General features: G+C 34.5%; 15 protein-coding genes and 1 other annotated feature. Of the genes, 1 reads left to right on the forward strand and 14 read right to left on the reverse strand.

The window, feature by feature from the left end; genetic code table 11:
- Window positions 1-140: 140 nt before the first annotated feature.
- Window positions 141-353: a binding site (T-box leader), on the reverse strand.
- 534 nt (window positions 354-887) lie between these two features.
- From ACWV26_RS13820 to ACWV26_RS13885, 14 genes are all read right to left on the reverse strand, one after another.
- Complete coding sequence (locus ACWV26_RS13820) at window positions 888-1460, reverse strand: hypothetical protein (protein WP_455895312.1); 573 nt, start codon at window positions 1458-1460, stop codon at window positions 888-890.
- Between the two features lie 163 nt (window positions 1461-1623).
- Complete coding sequence (hemL, locus tag ACWV26_RS13825; protein WP_455895313.1) at window positions 1624-2916, reverse strand: glutamate-1-semialdehyde 2,1-aminomutase; 1293 nt, start codon at window positions 2914-2916, stop codon at window positions 1624-1626.
- 3 nt (window positions 2917-2919) lie between these two features.
- The gene (gene hemB / locus ACWV26_RS13830) at window positions 2920-3903 is read right to left on the reverse strand and encodes a porphobilinogen synthase (RefSeq protein ID WP_455895314.1); all 984 of its coding nucleotides are present in this window, start codon (window positions 3901-3903) and stop codon (window positions 2920-2922) included.
- A complete protein-coding gene (locus tag ACWV26_RS13835) occupies window positions 3900-4664 on the reverse strand; it encodes a uroporphyrinogen-III synthase (RefSeq protein WP_455895315.1) in 765 nt (254 codons plus the stop codon). Before ACWV26_RS13835 ends, hemB begins: the two co-directional genes overlap by 4 nt.
- Window positions 4654-5586: a hydroxymethylbilane synthase gene (hemC, locus tag ACWV26_RS13840; RefSeq protein WP_455895316.1), complete on the reverse strand. Its 933-nt coding sequence runs from the start codon at window positions 5584-5586 to the stop codon at window positions 4654-4656. The genes ACWV26_RS13835 and hemC overlap by 11 nt, the downstream gene beginning before the upstream one ends.
- A 19-nt stretch (window positions 5587-5605) precedes the next feature.
- Entirely contained in the window at window positions 5606-6436 is an 831-nt protein-coding gene (gene ccsA / locus ACWV26_RS13845) for a cytochrome c biogenesis protein CcsA (protein ID WP_455895317.1), read from the reverse strand.
- 97 nt (window positions 6437-6533) lie between these two features.
- Window positions 6534-7898, reverse strand: a complete 1365-nt coding sequence (gene hemA / locus ACWV26_RS13850; protein ID WP_455895318.1) for a glutamyl-tRNA reductase — start codon at window positions 7896-7898, stop codon at window positions 6534-6536.
- 558 nt (window positions 7899-8456) lie between these two features.
- Window positions 8457-9038 carry a ribosome biogenesis GTP-binding protein YihA/YsxC gene (gene yihA, locus ACWV26_RS13855; RefSeq protein ID WP_455895319.1) on the reverse strand — a complete coding sequence of 194 codons (582 nt, stop codon included), beginning with the start codon at window positions 9036-9038 and terminating at the stop codon, window positions 8457-8459.
- On the reverse strand, window positions 9035-11362 hold the full coding sequence (gene lon, locus ACWV26_RS13860) for an endopeptidase La (protein ID WP_455895320.1): 2328 nt from the start codon (window positions 11360-11362) through the stop codon (window positions 9035-9037). The genes yihA and lon overlap by 4 nt, the downstream gene beginning before the upstream one ends.
- Before the next feature lie 208 nt (window positions 11363-11570).
- Complete coding sequence (gene clpX, locus ACWV26_RS13865; RefSeq protein ID WP_455895321.1) at window positions 11571-12839, reverse strand: ATP-dependent protease ATP-binding subunit ClpX; 1269 nt, start codon at window positions 12837-12839, stop codon at window positions 11571-11573.
- Window positions 12840-13020: 181 nt separating this feature from the next.
- Window positions 13021-14313: a trigger factor gene (gene tig / locus ACWV26_RS13870; protein ID WP_455895322.1), complete on the reverse strand. Its 1293-nt coding sequence runs from the start codon at window positions 14311-14313 to the stop codon at window positions 13021-13023.
- A gap of 105 nt (window positions 14314-14418) precedes the next feature.
- Window positions 14419-15414 carry a DUF3196 family protein gene (locus ACWV26_RS13875; protein ID WP_455895323.1) on the reverse strand — a complete coding sequence of 332 codons (996 nt, stop codon included), beginning with the start codon at window positions 15412-15414 and terminating at the stop codon, window positions 14419-14421.
- 353 nt (window positions 15415-15767) lie between these two features.
- Window positions 15768-16745, reverse strand: coding sequence for an MBL fold metallo-hydrolase (locus ACWV26_RS13880; protein WP_455895324.1), 978 nt, complete (start codon window positions 16743-16745; stop codon window positions 15768-15770).
- 521 nt (window positions 16746-17266) lie between these two features.
- Complete coding sequence (locus tag ACWV26_RS13885; RefSeq protein ID WP_455895325.1) at window positions 17267-18673, reverse strand: amino acid permease; 1407 nt, start codon at window positions 18671-18673, stop codon at window positions 17267-17269.
- A 1128-nt stretch (window positions 18674-19801) separates the two neighbouring features.
- On the opposite strand from ACWV26_RS13885, the gene ACWV26_RS13890 reads away from it, so the two are divergent.
- Window positions 19802-20575 carry a gluconate 2-dehydrogenase subunit 3 family protein gene (locus ACWV26_RS13890; RefSeq protein ID WP_455895326.1) on the forward strand — a complete coding sequence of 258 codons (774 nt, stop codon included), beginning with the start codon at window positions 19802-19804 and terminating at the stop codon, window positions 20573-20575.
- The last annotated feature ends 15 nt before the right edge of the window (window positions 20576-20590 follow it).

A 20590-nucleotide genomic window follows, 5' to 3' on the forward strand; every position in this document is an offset into this window, starting at 1 on the left:
TGTTTTGTTCTGTCAATACAATGACCTCCTTTAATATCTCGTCATAGAATGAAGTATTAGTAAGTGAAAGAATTTTTTCGTGTGCAATTTTTATTTTACAAATTTCTACAATTTGTAAAATAAAAAAAACCTTCGCCCTAAAAAAGGGCGAAGGAATATTCGCGGTACCACCTTAATTTCAGCAGAAAACTGCTGACACTTCATCTAATAACGGCTACTAACCGATTTCTGCTACTAATCGTTCACAGAAATTGCTCCAGGGCTACATTCGAACATCTACTTGAGGAACTTGCACCAACCGTTCCCTCTCTAACAAGTAGGAGCGTTCTACTCCTCCCCTTCTTCGCATATAAATATATAGCTGTATACATTCTAACTAATATGACATCATTTTTCAAGTTTTTCAATTTTAAAAAACAATCACCTTAAGTTTTTCTTATGTCTATAATAAGAAATAATTTAATTAATAAAAGGGCATATATACCCCACTATATATTATAATTTCTTCTAGTTTTTAGGTGTTTGACTCTTGTTTAAATTACATAAACTAATTATTATCTAAATATAATACAAACTAAATTGATAATAACTAATTTTAAGAATAAATCGAAGCAATTAATACAAATATTTACCCACATTAACTACAAAAATCCATCCCTAGCTACATATATCACTAGGAATGGATTTTTATTTTAATAGAAAGGAGTTTGAAAATGAAACGAGGTCGTTACAACCCTTATTTACTTCCACCTTGGCTGAGAAAGACTAGATTTTATTGTAAAGGGTTTATTATTCCAATTACTTGTTTTCAATTTATTCGTGTGATCATTGTACCAACTACATGGGACGTTGTTATTCTTCTAATCTTTGGACTACTTTGTTATCTATTATTTACGGATTTTATTTAACTGAATCTCTACAGTTGTATAATGTTCTTCAAGATCCCATAAAAACTCACTCAAGATGGACTCCTCAGAATCTGTATTCTCTACAGATTCTGTTTGTTCTTTTAATTCATTCCCTTCTGAAGGTTGTACAACTTCTGGTTCTTCTGCTTCTTCATCATATAGACAATCAACATTGCAGCTAATTTTACAAGTTCCATTTTCATTTAACTCTACCTTCACATCTCGAGCATTCAAATCAATGGATGAATGTACAACACCAATTTTCGGTAAACTTACATCTAAAGGGATGGCATATTCAAAGTATCCTTGCTTATCTTGCCATTCCACCTCATCTATAAGTGTAGAATCATTTGATAATTGTTTTGCCACTTCTTTACCTTTGTCAAATTCCAGAAAAGCTGATAAATGATAAATTCCTGTAAGAGCTACTGAGTACTCATCTAAATTCTGTTCCCAACGTGGTGTCACATGAACCTCACTCGCTTTTACCGGGCAGCCATAAGTTTCTGGAAAAATAAATGACTCATTTATTTCCCAGGTAATCTTTTGCACTGTAATATCCCTCCTCTATCTTCATGTATATTCTTACATTTTAGAAGATAGAACTAGTCCGCTATAATTAAGCGCCTTTAATATATGTCGAACCAAAAATTATATTGATAAAACGAAAAAATCCAGGGGGATTCTAATACTCCCCTGGATTTTAATTTATATTTTATCTTGCTAATTTTTTAAATACTTTTTGGAATGCTTCTACGGTTTTTGCGATATGTGCTTCTGTATGAGCTGTTGAGAAGAAGACACATTCGAATTGAGATGGTGGAAGGAAGATTCCTTCTTCAGCCATTAATGCATAGTAGTCTGCAAACAATTGTAAATCCGCTGTTTTAGCAGTTTCAAAGTTAATGACTTTTTCATTTGTTAAGAAGTATCCAATCATAGAGCCCACACGATTTACAGTGTGAGGAACATTGTAAGTCTCAGCTGCTTCTCGGAAGCCGGCTTCTAATTGGTCACCCAATTTTTTGAAGTATTCATATGATTCTGGTGTTACATGTTTTAGTGTTTCAAGACCAGCTGTCATAGCTAATGGGTTACCTGAAAGTGTACCAGCTTGATAGATTGGACCTGCTGGAGCTACATGTTCCATAATTTCACGAGAACCACCAAATGCACCTACTGGTAATCCGCCACCAATTACTTTTCCTAGACAAGTTAAATCTGGTGTAACGCCAAGATAACCTTGTGCACAATTGAATCCAACGCGGAAACCTGTCATTACTTCATCGAAGATTAAGATTGAGCCAGCTTTTGTTGTGACTTCACGTAGGCCTTCTAAAAAGCCAGGTAGTGGAGGAACACACCCCATATTACCAGCTACTGGTTCTACGATAATTGCCGCAATTTCTTCACCGTATTTTTCGAAAACTTGTTTCACAGCTTCCAAATCATTATACGGAACTGTAATTGTGTTTTGAGCGATTCCCATAGGAACTCCAGGGCTATCTGGTAAGCCAAGAGTAGCTACACCTGAACCTGCTTTGATTAATAATGAATCCCCGTGACCATGGTAAGAACCTTCGAATTTTACGATTTTGTCGCGGCCAGTATAACCGCGAGCAACACGAATTGCGCTCATTGTTGCTTCAGTACCCGATGATACCATACGAACCATTTCAACTGATGGGACACGTTTAATAACTTCTTTTGCTAATTCGTTTTCGATTACTGTTGATGCACCGAAACTTGTACCAGTTTCAGCAACACGTTGAATAGCCGCTACAACATCAGGATGAGTATGGCCAATGATTAGTGGTCCCCATGATAGAACATAGTCAATATAGTCATTACCGTCAACGTCAGTAATAATTGCACCATGTCCCTTTTCCATAACAATTGGATTCATATTAACCGCATTAAATGCACGAACTGGACTGTTTACTCCACCTGGCATTAAATTGATTGCCTCTGCAAATGCTGCTTTTGATTTTTCATATGAACGAGTCATCGGTTATTTCTCCTCCATCCAGCGAATTGCATCTTTCGCATGATAAGTAATAATTAAATCTGCTCCTGCACGTTTTATACTAGTTAATGTTTCAAGTACGATTTGTTTTTCATCAACCCAACCATTAATTGCTGCAGCTTTGACCATTGCATATTCACCACTAACGTTATATGCAACAACTGGAAGATCATAATTATTACGAACATCGCGAACGATATCTAAGTATGATAATGCTGGTTTTACGATTAGGAAATCTGCTCCTTCTTCCACATCACTTGTTGCTTCGCGCATTGCTTCAAGACGATTTGAAGGGTCCATTTGATATGTTTTTCGATCACCAAACTTTGGTGCACCATCTGCAGCTTCACGGAACGGGCCATAATAAGCTGAAGCATATTTTACTGCATAAGACATAATCGGAACATCTTCAAAACCTGCGTCATCTAAGCCTTTACGAATCGCAGCAACAAAGCCATCCATCATATTAGATGGCGCGATGATATCTGCACCAGCTTGAGCTTGAGATACAGCTGTTTTTGCTAATAAATCTAGGGAAGGATCATTTAAGATTTTATGATCTTCAGAAACTACTCCACAGTGACCATGAGAAGTAAATTCACATAAACAAGTATCCGCAATTACAATGATATCAGGGTAGTTTTCTTTGACGAAACGTGTAGCCTCTTGTACGATACCGTGATCATGGAAAGCTTGTGTACCTACTTCATCTTTTTCTGCAGGAATACCGAAAAGAATAACAGATGGAATACCTAAAGCAACGACTTCATCCATTTCCTCACTTAAACGGTCGATTGAAAATTGATAAACACCTGGCATAGAATTAACAGGGGTTTTAATATTTTCTCCATCGATTACGAAAATTGGGTAAATGAAATCTTCCTTGTGTAAATACGTTTCTTTTACCATAGCACGCATGTTAGCTGAACTACGTAAACGTCTATGTCTTTTAAAGTTTAATTCTGTCATTTTTTAAGTTCCTTTCCTTTAGCCAATTCGTCAATAATGGCCATCATTGTATACTTTTCTGGTTTAATATCTACCGTTGCATTAACATCTTGCAATGCTTTTTCAGTAATATGACCAATTGCAGCAATTTTAAAGCCATGAAAGCCAACGTCAGGCGCTATATGCTTTGCAAAAACTTCTACTGCAGAAGGACTTGCAAAGATCACAGTAACCTTAAGTGATTGTTCAATCAACTCTTTAATCTCAAGCGCATGTTCTGTCGTTTGAATCGTTTCATAGACAGTCCATTCTTCTACTGGAAACGGTAAACCCTCTTTTATAGTATCCTTTGCTAAACTTCCTTTCAAGAATAGACAACTATTTAATTGTCCAACATAATTAGGAAATTCTTTAACAAATGCATCAGCACTATAAATAGATGGCATAAAATCAATATTAAAACCTAACTTTTCAAGTGCTTGAGCTGTTTTCTCACCAACTACTGCAATTTTTGCAGAACAATTTTCATTTGTTAGATGGAACTTTTCTAGCTTATTTGAAAAGGCATTAACTGCGTTTTGACTTGTAAAGATTAGCCATTCACATTCAAGCGCATGAAGTAGTAACTCTTCATCCTGTTGATTTTCCACTTCATGCACAGCAATAAGCGGCAAGTAGTGTACTGTGCCGCCTAGAGTTGTAATTTTGGAAGTTACTGAACGCGTCATTTTCGTGCCTGTAAGAACAATATGTTGTTCAAGTAGAGGCAAGTTATTTGGCATCTTGCTCAGCCTTTACTTTTTGTATTAAATCAAATGCGCCTTGTTCAGTTAGCTTAGCTGCTACTTCTTTACCTGCTGCAATCGCATCTTCAGAAGTCAGTGATTCTTTATAAAATACAGAAGCATCAGGTGCTGCGACTAAACCTTTGAAATCAACTTGTCCGTTATTATAGCGAGCAAATCCTGCAATTGGTACTTGGCAACCGCCGTCCATGGCAGCCAAAAATGCACGTTCAGCTTGCGCTTCTTCCCAAGTTGCTTTATCTGTCAATTTTGCAAGTTCGTTTAGTAATTCTTCATCATCAGCTCGACACTCAATTCCAAGTGATCCTTGGCCAACTGCTGGCATACAAACATCAGTAGATAAATATTCAGTTACTACTTCATCATTCCAACCCAAACGTTTTAAACCAGCTGCTGCTAATATAATTGCATCGTAATCATCTGTTTCTAATTTTGCTAATCGTGTATCGACGTTACCACGAATCCATTTAATTTCTATATCTGGACGAGCAAGTAGTAATTGCGCGCTACGACGTAAACTACTTGTTCCGACCACAGCACCTTTTTTAAGTTCTGCAAATTTTATATGGTTTTTAGAAATAAATGCATCACGTGGGTCTTCACGTTTTGGAATACAACCAATCACAAGTCCTTCTGGTAGAACTGCTGGCATATCCTTCATACTATGAACAGCAAAATCGATGCCTTTATCAAAAAGTTCTTGTTCGATTTCTTTTACGAATAAACCTTTACCTCCAACTTTTGATAATTGAACATCAAGAATTTTATCGCCTTTTGTGACAATTTCCTTTACTTCAAATTCAAAAGGGGCACCTGCTTTTTTTAATTGGTCAATAAACCAGTTTGTTTGTGTTAATGCTAACTTACTTCTTCTAGACCCTACAATAATTTTACGCACTTACAATCCAACCTTTCTCTTAATACCAAAAGTGAAAACTTGATAATCGACTCCCTAGGAAGAAGTTAATAATAACGATCAAAAATGCATAGATATGTGTCCAAGCATACATTGTCGTATGGAGTTTTCCTTTTCGATTTGCATACAATATCAAACAATAGATTAATAACAATACAAAAGAACCGACAATTTTCGCATCGAAAAATGAAAAATGTTCTAATGATACAAAGCTCCATTGTAATCCCAATATTAAACTGATTAATAGAACTGGAACACCTGTTAGTATAGAAGTGGTCATTCCTTTTTGAGCTTGTTCTAACGATGGTAAACGCGTCCATTGTTTTGTCCATTTCTTTTTCTTAAGCACATTATAAAGAATTAAATATAATGTGGAGAATACAAATGACAATGAAAATGCAACATATGACAAAATTGCAAACGTTACGTGAATAAAGAGCAACTCAGATGTTAGTGAATGGCCCACCGGTGACTGAGCGATCTGTGTTGGTGCAAATGTATGTATCGACATAAATATAAATCCAATAACATTTAAAAAGAATACTGGTAAATCTACTCGATACAAACAATGCAACAGAATAGAAATCGTAATCAATAGCCAAGCATAGAAATATATACCTTCAAACAAAGAAAGTATTGGGAAACGATGTGTTTGTATAATATAAAGTCCTAAGAAAGCAGACTGTAAAATCCAAACAATTGATATTAGCCAAAACGCAATTCTATGTGCTTTGGCATCTTTGTTGAGATAATCTATAAAATAAAAGACAAGACTGATCGCATATAAGACGACCATTGCTTCATGCAGCCTTGTCATCGTCAAATCGGCCATAACCTTCTCCTTTGATTAAAATACATAGATGAAAAAAGCGCCTTCGCACCTAATAGTTTACCACACATAGACACGAAAACGCCTTCCATAAAGCTCTTTAATATGACAATTTAGCATCAGTTGTTTGATCTTCTAATGCTATCTTTTGCATGCGTTCTTTTTGGTGAAGTTGTTGTTTTCGAGCTTGTTCTTGTACTTCTTCTTCAATACCAAAAATTTGCTGGAATAACGCTAATTGTTCTTGAGGCTTTTGAGATCCAGCCATTTCTTTTGCTTGCAAAATTGGTTCTTTTAATAATTGGTTGATAATCGATTTCGTATGCTTATTCAATACCTTTCTTTCACGATCAGTTAAGTCAGGCATTTTATTTTCGATACTTTGCATTGTTTCTTCTTGGATTCGAGCTGCTTTTTGGCGTAGTGCTGCAATGACAGGGACAACACCTAAAGTACTTACCCAATCCTTGAATTCATCGATTTCTGAATCAATCATTGAAGTGATTTGATTCGCTGCTTTTTGACGTTCAGCAAGATTAGCTTCTACGATACCGTGTAAATCATCAATATCATATAAGAATACATTTTGAAGATCACCGATTCGCGGATCAAGATCGCGAGGTACTGCAATATCTACCATAAAAAGTGGTTTTCCTTTTCGAATTTCCTCAACATGCTTCATCATGTCATAGTCAATTACATAATCTGATGCACCAGTAGAACTGATTAATATATCTGCTTCTAATAAGACACATTGCAGTTCTTCCATTGATTTTGCAGTTCCATTAAATTTTTCTGCTAATGTCTCTGCTTTTGAGAAAGTACGGTTAATAACTGTTACTTTACCGACACCACTACCATATAAGTTTTCTACAGCCAATTCACCCATTTTACCGGCACCTAAAATTGCTACATGTTTGTTTGTTAGAGATCCAAAAATTTTCTTTGCAAGTTCTACTGCTGCGTATGAAACAGAAACTGCATTTTCACCAATAGCTGTTTCTCCGTGTGCACGTTTTGCAAATGTGATGGCTTGTTTGAATAATTTATTATAAACAGTACCTGTAGCACCAATTTCCTGCGCTGTTAAAAAGCTACCTTTAACTTGTCCTAAAATTTGTGTTTCTCCTAAAACCATTGAATCGATTCCTGAAGAAACTTTAAATAAATGCATCACTGAATTATCTTCTTCACGAATATATAGATGAGATTCAAATGTCTCAACAGGAACTTTAAACCAAGTTGATAAGAATTGTTTTATATAATAACGTCCTGTATGCAGTTGATCTACTACTGCATAGATTTCAGTACGATTACAAGTAGAGACAATTACATTTTCTAATATGCTTTTTTGGCTTTGTAATGCTCTCATCGCTTCGGGAATTTCTTCTTTTGTAAATGAGAATTTTTCACGAATTTCGACGGGCGCTGTTTTATAATTCAAGCCTACTACGATGGTATGCATGAAATTATACACCTCTCATGTTCTAATTAACGATTCCTATTATATCACAAATTATACGATTTCCTGATTCTATTTTGTGAACAGGATATGACATAAAAATCGATTTATTTCTTTAGAATTATTATAATCTATATTTTATCAAATCATACATTGAAGCACAATATTGTTGCTCTTTTATTAATTTTTCTGAAAGTAATTGTTAAAAATAGAAGCTCTTTTAGATTGGACTATTCATATCAAAAAGCCAATGGAAACTAATTTAATACTAATTATTTATTTTAGCTTGATAGGGAATCGGCTTCGCTTGCCTGCGGGCGAGCGGTGAGTCTCGTCACTTCGTTGCGGGGTCTTACCAGTCTCGCTTTTTCCACGGGAGTCTTCGCCGTTTCCACTTCAACATGGTTTGGAGTACTAAACTACATTTGGAATACTAACTTATCTATTTTTTCAATAATCTTGGATCCCATTAATAATCTTTTCCCCTGAACTATAGATGTATATCACATCTATTAAAAAAACCTGTAGAAAATATATAATTCTACAGGTTTATGTAATCTATTACATTCTTTTTTCGATTTCGGCCCATGCTTCTTCCATGCCCATCGCTTTTTCGGATGAAAATAGAATAAGTGGGTCATTTGGATCCATGTCTAGTACCTCTTTGACCATTTTTATATGTTTGGCATAGTTCCCTTTTTTGATTTTGTCAGCTTTTGTAGCAATAACAATTGTTGGAATATTGTAGTGTTTTAAAAAGTCATACATCATGCAATCATCATCTGATGGTTCATGACGAATATCGACAATTTGAACGACCGCTTTTAACACGCCACGACCAGTTATATATTCTTCAATCATTTTGCCCCATGCTTCGCGTTCAGTTTTGGAAACTTTTGCGTATCCGTAACCTGGAACATCAACAAAGAATAATTGTTCTTCTATTTTATAGAAGTTTAGTGTTTGTGTTTTCCCCGGTTTTGAGGAAATACGGGCCATACTTTTTCTACCAATCATTCGATTGATAAATGAAGATTTACCTACATTAGAACGACCTGCTAGAGCGAACTCTGGCAGACCGTCTTCTGGATATTGAGCTGGTCGTACTGCGCTAATGACCAGCTCTACATTATTGACTTTCATGAAATCCCTCCGTCTAACGCTAATTTCAATACTTCATCTGCGTTTGACACGAGCTTGAATGTGAGCCCTTTACGAACACTTTCTGGAATATCATCAATATCACGTTCATTGTCTTTTGGTAAAATTATTGTTGTTAGTCCTGCACGATGCGCACCTAATGATTTCTCTTTTAATCCACCAATAGGTAGTACACGTCCACGTAATGTTACCTCTCCAGTCATGCCCACTTCACGACGAATTGGGCGTTTCGTAATTGCAGAAGTAATGGCAGTTACCATTGTTACGCCAGCTGATGGACCGTCTTTTGGAACCGCTCCTTCTGGTACATGGATATGAATATCATGTGTATCAAAGAAATCTTCCTCAATACCCATATCATGTGCTTTTGAACGTACATAGGACAATGCGGTTTGTGCAGATTCCTTCATAACATCGCCTAATTTACCAGTTAATTGTATCTTACCTTTACCCGGGGAAAGTGAAACTTCAATTTGAAGTGTATCTCCACCAACCACTGTATATGCTAATCCTGTCGCTACGCCAACTTGATTTGTTTTTTCTGCTTGGCCATGATGGAATCGATGTTTTCCGAGTAAATCTTCTAAATTTTTATTGGTAATTACCACTCGTTTTTTCTCGCCTGACACAATCAGTTTCGCAGCTTTTCGACAAAGCGATGCAACTTGACGTTCTAAATTACGGACACCTGCTTCACGTGTATAATAACGTATTAAGTCTAGAACCGCATCGTCTCGTATTTGAAGTTGTGATTTTGCTAAACCGTTTTCCTCCATCTGTCTTGGAATTAAGTGATTTTTAGCAATTTCTTCTTTTTCCACTTCAGTATATCCTGCAATTGTAATGATTTCCATTCGATCGCGTAATGGACCAGGAATCGTACTTAAATCATTGGCAGTTGCAATAAATAATACATTCGATAAATCATAAGGTTCTTCTATAAAATGATCACTAAATGTACTGTTCTGATTTGGATCTAATACTTCTAGCATGGCAGCAGAAGGATCACCACGGAAATCATTAGACATTTTATCAATTTCATCTAATAAAAAGACGGGATTGATGGTACCTGCTTTTTTCATGCCTTGAATAATACGCCCAGGCATTGCACCTACATATGTTCTACGATGACCTCGAATTTCTGATTCATCACGAACTCCACCTAGAGAAATTCGAACAAATTTACGGTTTAATGATTCTGCAACTGATTTTGCTAAAGAGGTTTTCCCTACCCCTGGAGGTCCTGCCAAACAAAGGATGGGTCCACGAAGAGAATTAGTCAATTGTTGAACTGAGAGGTATTCTAAAATTCGTTCTTTTACTTCTTCTAAGCCTTCATGGTCTCGATTTAAAATTTTTTCAGCCAAATTGATATCTCGGCGATCCTCTGTCGCTTCACTCCATGGAAGAGATAAAAGCCAATCTAAATAATTACGAATCACACCACTTTCAGCTGAAGCTGCTGGGATTCTATCGTATCGGCCTAATTCTTTCAGTGCAACTGCCTTTGTATCTTCTGGCATATCAGATGATTCTATACGCTTTCTTAAGTCTTCAACTTCAGATTGTTTTCCTTCACGGTCTCCAAGTTCTTCTTGGATTGCTTTCATCTGTTCACGCAAATAAAATTCTTTTTGCGTTTTTTCCATCGCACGTTTAACTTTTGTATTAATTTTCTTTTCAAGATTTAGCACTTCTTGTTCATCATGTAAACGTTGGATTAAGATTTTGATTCTTTCTTTAATGTCTATTGTATCAAGGACCTCTTGCTTTCCTTGTATTTTAAGTGGTAAATAAGAAGCTATGGTATCTGCAAAGCGCCCAGGCTCTTCTATATCTGCCACCGTTTCAAATGATTCATTCGAAATTTTACTTGATGCTTTAGAATATTTTTCAAAATAAGAAAGCAAAGTACGCATTAGTGCTTCAGTTTCAATATCCATTTCTTTTTCATCTACTTGATTTTCTAAATCAGCAGACAAATAATCCCCATGGTCTTTGATATCTTTAATTTTGGCACGATTAAGTCCTTCTACAAGAACTCGTAAAGTACCGTTCGGTAGTTTAAGCATTTGCTTAACATAAGCAACAGTTCCTACTTTATACAAATCATCTTCTAGTGGGTTTTCAACACTCATGACTTTTTGAGTGACAAGAAAAATCAGATTATCATCTGCCATCGCTTTTTCCAATGCTTCAATTGAGCGTTCACGACCTACATCAATATGTAATAATATCGTTGGATAAACGAGTAACCCTCTGAGCGGTAAAAGTGGTACGTTCTTGTGTCGTGTTACTTCTGCCATACGGGTGAACACCTCCAAGTGATTTCTATGATTATTTATCAATCATTTCTTGTTTTCTTTTTGTTTAAATTACGCTATAAGTATGTTACAAAAAACGCTTTCCATGCACAATTCAAAACTTTTCAAAATTTGTTCCATTAAAAAAGCCGGTCAACGAACAAGTGCAAAATTGGCACTTGTTCGATGCCAGCTTTTCAATCAGTTGTTCTTATGCAGACGTTTTTTCGTTGTCTGGATCTAACTCAGTACCATCATTTAAAAGCAATTTTGGACGTGCTTTTTCAATAACGGTCTCTTTCGTAATAATACATTTCGTAATATCATCACGAGAAGGTAGCTCAAACATTACATCTAACATAATATTTTCAATAATTGAGCGTAAACCACGAGCACCTGTTTTACGTTCAATTGCTTCTTTAGCAATTTCATATAATGCATCTTTTTCAAATTCAAGTTCAACATTGTCTAGTTCAAGCATTTTCTGATATTGCTTAGATAATGCATTCTTTGGCTCTGTTAAAATTTGTACAAGTGCATCTTCATCCAATTGTTCTAAGCTAGCCAATACTGGTAAACGGCCAATAAATTCTGGGATTAAACCGAATTTCAATAGATCTTCTGGAATTAAATGTTTCATCAAGTTTTTATCATCTGTATTATGCTTTTTGACATCAGATCCAAAACCGATTACTTTTTCACCCATGCGGCGTTTGATGATGGATTCAATGCCATCAAAAGCTCCACCTACGATGAATAAGATATTTGTTGTATCGATTTGAATAAATTCCTGATGAGGGTGTTTACGTCCACCTTGTGGAGGAACACTTGCTGTTGTCCCTTCAAGAATTTTAAGAAGTGCTTGTTGAACACCTTCACCTGATACATCACGTGTAATGGATGGATTTTCAGATTTACGTGCAACTTTATCGATTTCATCTATATAGATAATCCCTTTTTCTGCACGTTCAATATCATAATCAGCAGCTTGAATTAGCTTTAAAAGAATATTCTCAACGTCTTCACCTACATAACCTGCTTCTGTTAAAGAAGTAGCATCAGCAATAGCAAATGGTACATTTATGATACGAGCTAAAGTTTGGGCTAATAATGTTTTACCACTACCTGTAGGCCCGATTAATACGATATTTGACTTAGATAGCTCTACGTCATCAACTTTACTATTAGAGTTGATTCGCTTGTAGTGATTGTAAACCGCTACAGATAACGCTTTTTTGGCACGTTCTTGTCCGATGACATAATCATCCAAAATATCTAGTATTTCTTTTGGCTTTGGTATGTCTTTTAGCTCAACTTCTTCTTCTGTGCCAAGTTCTTCAACAACAATTTCAGAACAAAGATCGATACATTCATCACAAATATATACTCCTGGCCCTGCAACTAGTTTACGTACTTGTTCTTGAGGTTTACCACAGAAAGAGCATTTTAAATTGCCTTTTTCATCATTAAATTTGAACAATTATTTCACCCCTATTCAAGCAACAATGTTACAAGATTCATTCTATATTATCAAATATTATGATTTGATGTAACAATATTACTCTCTAATATGTATTATCTAAAAATTCCGTCTTTATGTGAAGAAAACAAGGTACGGATTTAAAACCCGTACCTTGTTCAGGTTTACTAATAGAACTGCATTATTCAGTTACTTTAGCGTTTTCAACTAATAATTCAACTGTTTTGCGGATTTTCACATCATGTTCTAGTACAGCAGTACCACCTAGAACTGATTTAATTTGTTCAACGTCCATTTTGAATTGTTCAGACATTTTTTCTAATTCAGCGTTGATATCTTCTTCAGTTACTTCAACTTTTTCAGCTTCAGCAATTGCTTCAAGAACTAGTGCTACACGCACGCGAGATGCTGCATCTTCTTTCATTTGAGCACGTAATGCAGCTTCGTCTTGACCAGAGAATTGGTAGTAAAGGTCAAGATTCATACCTTGCATTTGTAAACTTTGATCATATTCTTGTAGCATACGGTTAATTTCAGTTTCAACCATAGCTTCTGGAATATCAATTGTAGCATTTTCAGCAGCTTTTTCAACTAAGTCATCACGTAAAGCTGTTTCAGCAGCGTTTTCTTTTTCAGTAGTTGTTTTTTCTTTAAGTTTAGATTTAAGTTCATCTAAAGTTTCAACTTCTGAATCGATTTCTGAAGCGAAATCATCATTTAATTCTGGAAGTTCTTTTGCTTTAACTTCTTTTACAGTTACTTTGAAAGTAGCTTCTTTACCAGCAAGTTCAGCAGCATGATATTCTTCTGGGAATGTTACAACAACGTCTTTAGATTTGCCAGCTTTTACACCTACTAATTGTTCTTCAAATCCAGGGATGAATGAATCCGAACCGATTTCAAGTGAATAGTTTTCACCTTTACCGCCTTCGAATGCTACGCCATCTTGGAAGCCTTCGAAATCGATTACAGCAGTGTCGCCATTTTCTACAGCGCCATCTTCTTTTACAACTAATTCAGCAAGACGAGTTTGTTGGTCTTTTAATTGTTGTTCGATTTCTTCATCAGTAACTGTTGTTTCTTGTTTAGTTACTTCAAGGCCTTTGTAATCGCCAAGTTTAACTTCTGGTTTCACAACTACTTTTGCAGTGAATTTGAAGTCTTTGTTTTTACCTAGGTCTTCCATTTCAAAATCGATTTCTGGTTGATCTACTGGTTCGATTCCAGTTTCATCGATTGCTAAAGGATAGTTTTCGTTTACTAAAAGTTCTAAAGCATCTTGGTATAATGATTCTACACCAAATTTCTTTTCGAACATTTGACGAGGCATTTTACCTTTACGGAATCCTGGTACGTTAATTTGTTTTACAACTTTTTTGAAAGCTTGATCTAAAGCTTCGTTTACTTTTTCAGCAGGTACTTCTACTGTTAATAATCCAGAGTTACCTTCTTGTTTTTCCCATTTTGCTGACATTTATAATACCTCCAAAATTAATTTCAAATGTTGGACTATTCATTCGTTAATACGACTTTCACAACTGTTTTAGTATATCATAGATAGCTATAGTTTCAACTTATTTCATACATTGGTGACCTCAGAGTGCTCCTCTAAACGGTTTATCAAGTCCATTAATTCATAGTCCGTTTCTGTTACTTCTCCAAACATAGAATGTACGTAATCGATATATCCATCTGCTATTTCATCTGCTTGATATTGAAACCACTCAAAGGGATACGTTACGAACATATGTCTTGCTAATAGATATTGAACCATTTCTAATGTTGATGGTTCCTTTTCTAATGCTGTTTCTACAATACTTAATACTTGTTTTGCAATTGGCATTTCATCAGGGAATAGTAGCTTTGCTGGATTTACAGTTAGTTCTTGATAAAATTTTTTCACTTGGACTTCAAGATCAACTTCTTGTTGTACAAGTAAATATAAGGCAAAGCTTTGTATCATTGGATGAGCTCTATTATCTTCAATAATAGCAACCATTAAATCCTTCAGTGGTCTTACATTTACTTCACGTATAGCTTGTAATTGCTGCATTTGCTCTAATGTTGTTTGAGCAAAGAATTGATCTGTTTCAAGTTGACCACTTACTTTTTCCACATCAACTTCGAGCAGATTCTCTTCCTCTTGCGTATCTGCAATCATCGCATTTAAGTTTTTAATCCGTATAAATTTATCTTGGGATTCTGGTGGAATTACGTCCTCCTCAAGTAAAGATTCAATTAATGTCTCAACTTGTTTAAACTCTTTCAATTCCATCAACACTGTAAGATAAAGTTCCATTGTTTCTATGTATAGCTGTGGACCAATGGCAAGTAACTTCTCGCAAATTACTTTTGCTTCTTGAAAATTACGGGTTTCATACAATGAAAAAGCATAGACACTTAAGAGATTTTCATCCCCTTCAGTATATTCCAACGCCATTCTTAGCGATTCAACTGCCTTATCATATTGATAATTTTCAGCATACTGCTTTCCATCTGCAAAAAGTTTGTCTACTGTTCCAGGGAACACAATAACATTTTCGTGTTTTAGAAGTTTTCCTCTTTTTCTACGCAATTGTGTTCACTCTCCCTGTAACCATGATAGCATACTTTGATTTATACTTAAAAACATTTCGTACGACAAAATTAGTGATTTTGAAAGTCTTCGTAATTTTTGATTTCTACTATTATGTGTTGAAATGATAAGATTTATGCCACCTATAATAGTTGATTGAAATAATATTAAGGTTGGGATTTCGTTCGTTGGTCTTTTTTCTTTTAAATAACCCCAAAAATAACAAACCAACAAATCTTTTATTTTGTAATATATTTAAGAAAAAAAACGCAGATGTTTTCGATGAATATTTCGTACCGTTTCACCAATCTGCAGCAAAATCTATTATTATACAATAGTGAAATCTTGTATTTTTATTTTATAGAATAAATCCATTTCCCATCTATTTTTTCTTTTCCAACGGAATTTTGCTCTTCTAAGTAGTCAAGATGGCCAATAATTTCTGACATAACAAGTGAAAATTCGGTTTTATATTTGGATTTATAGTACCGTTTTGCTAATGAGCTTGCTGTCTGTGAACATTCAGTTATTAGCGCTAACAGCCTTTGTGATTTGCGATTCATACTAGCTAATTTTTGATTCACCAATTGTTTATGTTCTTCAATAATTGTTTTATGCCCAGGGAAGACAAATTGTACATCCATTTCCGCACATTTTACTAATGATTCTCTTTGTTGTGAGACGGATTTTAACCGAATTCCGTTTTGGTCAGGATCTATAATTGCATTTGTTGGAAAATCCTTAAGAATTAAATCGCCAGTAAATGCCCATTTTCGTTTCCTGTCCAAAAAACTAATTGAATCCGGTGAATGGCCCGGTGTCTCAATGACTTCAAATCCACAAACAATATCCCCCTGTTGGATAGGTATAAATTCCGCTGTTAGTTTTCTTTCGTTTAATTCATTTAAAGTTTTCTTCATTTTTTCTAATCGTGGTCGTGCATCCGAATGACAATCCATTTCTTTATATAAGTTATCGAAAAACTGATATCTCATATGAAAAAACGAGGAATCCATTTGTAATCTTTGAATCGCAATTGGATGTGCATAGATTGGAATATCTTTTACCGCTAAAATTCGTTTTAATAACCCAACATGGTCTTCATGATGATGTGTCAAAAGGATACATTCTATATCTGATACATTAGCCTCGAGTTCTGCTAATGTAAGATTTAAATGTTCCCAACAACTATCATGATTAATGCCTGCATCAATAAGTGTTAGTGAGTTATTTTGTTTCATAATAAAAAAATTATATGTTCCTACAGATCCATATGGTGCTGGGAAAATGATTGGACATACTTGTTGCTCTTTATTTGATATTATTTGCAAAGCAATTCACTTCCTTAATATACTCTCTCAATGTTTATGGAAATCAAAATGCTAAACTCCTTAACTCTTCAACACTATATTACTAAATATTATGAATTTTTGCTATTTCACATAATTACTTAATATGCTAATTCAACTGGTTCGTATCTTTACTATAGGCAAAGTGAGTTTATTCGATTACTCTGCTTTTCTGTGGGTCTAAAAGGTATTTCATACTTTATTTTATAGTTTACGCTTTCCTGCAGGTGAGCGGGGAGTCTTAGTTACTTCAACTTCAACAATTTTCCGCTTACTAATTTACATAGGTAATTTCCATTCAAAATTTCAATTAAATATGCTTTTCCATTCTTACCTTTATTAATATGGAGTCCTTATACCTTCTTCGTAGGCCTAGTTCTAATAAATCTGGCATATAACAATAGACCCGAAAATTGTTTCTCAAAAAAATGGCACCAAGGATTTTAATGTCCTTGATGCCATCCACGTTATTTCAAACTACTTCATATAAGTAATCAGAATAATTATTTTGTTACGGGTGAACTGATATGAGTCTTATTTTCTGTCTTGCTTGTTTTAGCTTCACGTTTATTCATGCCAAATGCATAGAACAGGATTGTCATCATTGCTAAGAAGATGATTCCTACAATTAATGAGATACGAGTATCATCATTAATCCACATACCGACTAATACAACAAACAAGAAGAGAATTGTAGCGTAATTACTTACTGGTGCAAAAGGCATTTTAAATGGATGTGTCTTCATCTTATCTGCATGTACTTTTCTAAAACGTATTTGTGCGATAAGGAGTGCAAACCATGGGATCATCCCTGGTAACACACTTGCACTATATACATACACGAAAAGTTTTGAAGGTGCAACAAAATTTAAAATTATACCAATTACTAAACCTATTAAAACTGCTATTGTTCCCCAATATGGAACACCATTTTTTGAAACCCTTCCAAACAATTTAGGCGCTTGTCCATTTTCAGCTAATGTATACATCATACGACCTGCACTGAATATACCACTATTACATCCTGACATTGCAGCAGTAATCACAACAAAGTTGATAAAACCAGCAGCTATTGTGATACCTACTTTTGCAAATGTTACAACAAATGGGCTACCTACTTCTTTTAATTGATCCCATGGATAGACTGTGACGATTACGAAAATGGCACCAATATAGAAGATTAAAATACGCCAAATAATTGAATTAATTGCTTTTGTAAGTGTTTTTTTAGGATCTTTTGCTTCACCTGCTGTGATCCCAATTAGTTCCACGCCTTGGTATGCTCCAACTACTAGTGATAAAGCAAAGAAGAAACCTTTAAAGCCACCAGTAAAGAATCCTCCATGAGACCATAAATTTGAAATTCCTAATGCTTCCCCACCATTGCCAAGACCGAAGAATATTAATCCAAACCCTGCAATGATCATTAATATAATTGTAATAACTTTAATAAAAGCGAACCAAAATTCAAATTCACCAAATGATTTAACAGATACTAAATTGGCACTTCCTAAAATAATCATTACGATAATTCCAGGAACCCATGCTGGTAAATCTGGGAACCAATATTGCATATAAGACCCTACTGCAATTACTTCTGACATCCCAACGATTACCCATTGGAACCAGTTACTCCAAGCTGTCAGATAACCAGCTAGTGGATGAATATATTGATGAGCAAATGTTGCAAATGAACCTGTTGTTGGTTCTAGATATAGCATTTCACCCATTGCACGCATGATAAAAAATACAAATATACCTGCTATTGCATAGGCAAGCATAACCGATGGGCCCGTCCAGCTGATCGTACTTGCAGAACCCATAAACAAACCAACACCGATTGTCCCCCCAAGTGCAATCATTTGAATATGTCTTGATTCCAAACCCCTTTTTAATTCTTCGTTAGCCATTTCTTTCCCCTCCTGTTGTTTGACAAAGATGCACATGTTCATACTTTTATTTTTAAAACTAAATAAAAGTTATAAATATAGTAGCTTGGAATTCACTTTACATATGGAAATGATTTTCAAACTAAATTGTGCTACAAATAAGTTTTTTTATATTTTAATAAATTTTGCGTATAAATACAATTGTATTTCTGAAAAATACATTATATTTTTTTAACTAAATTGATATAAGAATAAAATGATTAAAAACAAATAACAAAAAATCTTTACTAGAAACATCATATTATACGTCTAATCAATTATAAAGCTTATTTTTATTAGAAAATTATTCACCTTTTATTCATCTTCTTTTTTATTTAGAAAATTTTATTAATTCAATCCCATAACTTATTAGTTATGTATCCATTCTTTTATCCTATAAATGAGAAATTCTATAATAATAATTTTTATTTTTTTACCTGAAAAGTGATGCTTTTTTACCAAAATTGAAGCACCTTTTATAATCAAGGTTTTTTAATAACATTAGAAATTAAATTCACATAAATTATTTGATGCATTTTTTCACTTTTTTTACATATAAAAACATTTTCTAAGTCTCTAGCTAAAGATAAATATTTATTTAATTAATTTTATATTTATTCATTTATGTCAATACTGTTTTTTTCATTCATTTTCATATAAAAACCCTGTTTTTTTAATTTCTCAGCGTCTGAGTTCACCTTTAAAAAATTACCTTACATAAATTAAAATTTTTACATAAATAAATAAATTCAATTTTACCTAAATTTTAATTAATAAATTCTATATAATGTAGTATTTTAGCTAATATTCAATTTCACATTTTCAAGGTAGATTTATTATATAAAATCGTTTGTTATAAACAAACATCTTTACTAATTTCAAAAAAGTAATGTAAAATGATTTCTTGTTATCAAGGTCATATAATTTCCAATGCATAAAATATTCATTTTTTATACCTTTTACGGGTGCAATTAAATGATTCAAGGTTTACTGGAAAGATAAATGTATTGGCAATTTAACTTAAGCACTTATTGCGAAGTTTATCGTTTTTATAATCTATCTAAGCTTTCCAGTAATTTTTTAGATAAATATTTTTGGAGGTCGACGCAAATGTCTGAAAAAGATAAAAAACAAGATCACGTTGATGATAATTCTCGACGTAGCTTTCTTAAAAATTCGGGTTTAACCATTGGAGGCTTAGTTATTGGTGGTGCATTCGGTGGATTGCTAAATATGAACAACAAGCCAAAAGCTGCTTCAAACAATGGAAGTTCTAAAATGAATATGACACAGCTTACAGCAAACCCAAACGTTGCATTAATGTTCTTTACACAAGATCAGTTCAACACAACACAAGCTGCTGCAGATCGTATTTTCCCGTCTGACGATAATGGTCCTGGGGCCAAAGAATTAAATGCAGCGATTTACATTGATCATCAATTAGCAGGTTCGTACGGTATCAACGCTAAAGATTATCGCTTTGGACCATTCTTACCTGGCCGTGAAACAGCAGTTTCTCAAACGAGAATGTTACGTAAAGACATTTTCTTATCAGGACTTGCAGCACTAGATACTTATAGTCAAAAGAACTTCAAAGATAAATTCCAAGGTCTTGATGCAAAGAAACAAGATAAAGTCTTAACAGCATTTGCTGATGGCAAAGTAAAGCTTAACGGTACTACTTCAACTGAATTCTTTAACTTACTTCGCATCTTAACAATCGAAGGTGTTTACGCTGATCCTATGTATGGCGGTAACCAAGATATGAAAGGTTGGAGCATGAGAAAATATCCTGGTTCTCGCATGAGTTTTACTGCACAGATTACAAATGACAAATTTGAAAATCTTAAACCAGAAAGCTTAAACAGCCACATGAGTCATTGATTACAGAAAGGATTG

It is taken from the genome of Rummeliibacillus sp. JY-2-4R (genome assembly GCF_053847205.1).

Excerpts from the sequence above, each read along its gene's own strand:
- ACWV26_RS13890 (WP_455895326.1), top strand. The coding sequence starts at position 19,802 with ATGTCTGAAAAAGATAAAAAACAAGATCACGTTGATGATAATTCTCGA.
- lon (WP_455895320.1), bottom strand. The coding sequence starts at position 11,362 with ATGGCAGAAGTAACACGACACAAGAACGTACCACTTTTACCGCTCAGA.
- yihA (WP_455895319.1), bottom strand. The coding sequence starts at position 9,038 with ATGAAAGTCAATAATGTAGAGCTGGTCATTAGCGCAGTACGACCAGCT.
- tig (WP_455895322.1), bottom strand. The coding sequence starts at position 14,313 with ATGTCAGCAAAATGGGAAAAACAAGAAGGTAACTCTGGATTATTAACA.
- hemA (WP_455895318.1), bottom strand. The coding sequence starts at position 7,898 with ATGCATACCATCGTAGTAGGCTTGAATTATAAAACAGCGCCCGTCGAA.
- ccsA (WP_455895317.1), bottom strand. The coding sequence starts at position 6,436 with ATGGCCGATTTGACGATGACAAGGCTGCATGAAGCAATGGTCGTCTTA.
- ACWV26_RS13835 (WP_455895315.1), bottom strand. The coding sequence starts at position 4,664 with ATGCCAAATAACTTGCCTCTACTTGAACAACATATTGTTCTTACAGGC.
- ACWV26_RS13885 (WP_455895325.1), bottom strand. The coding sequence starts at position 18,673 with ATGGCTAACGAAGAATTAAAAAGGGGTTTGGAATCAAGACATATTCAA.
- hemL (WP_455895313.1), bottom strand. The coding sequence starts at position 2,916 with ATGACTCGTTCATATGAAAAATCAAAAGCAGCATTTGCAGAGGCAATC.
- hemB (WP_455895314.1), bottom strand. The coding sequence starts at position 3,903 with ATGACAGAATTAAACTTTAAAAGACATAGACGTTTACGTAGTTCAGCT.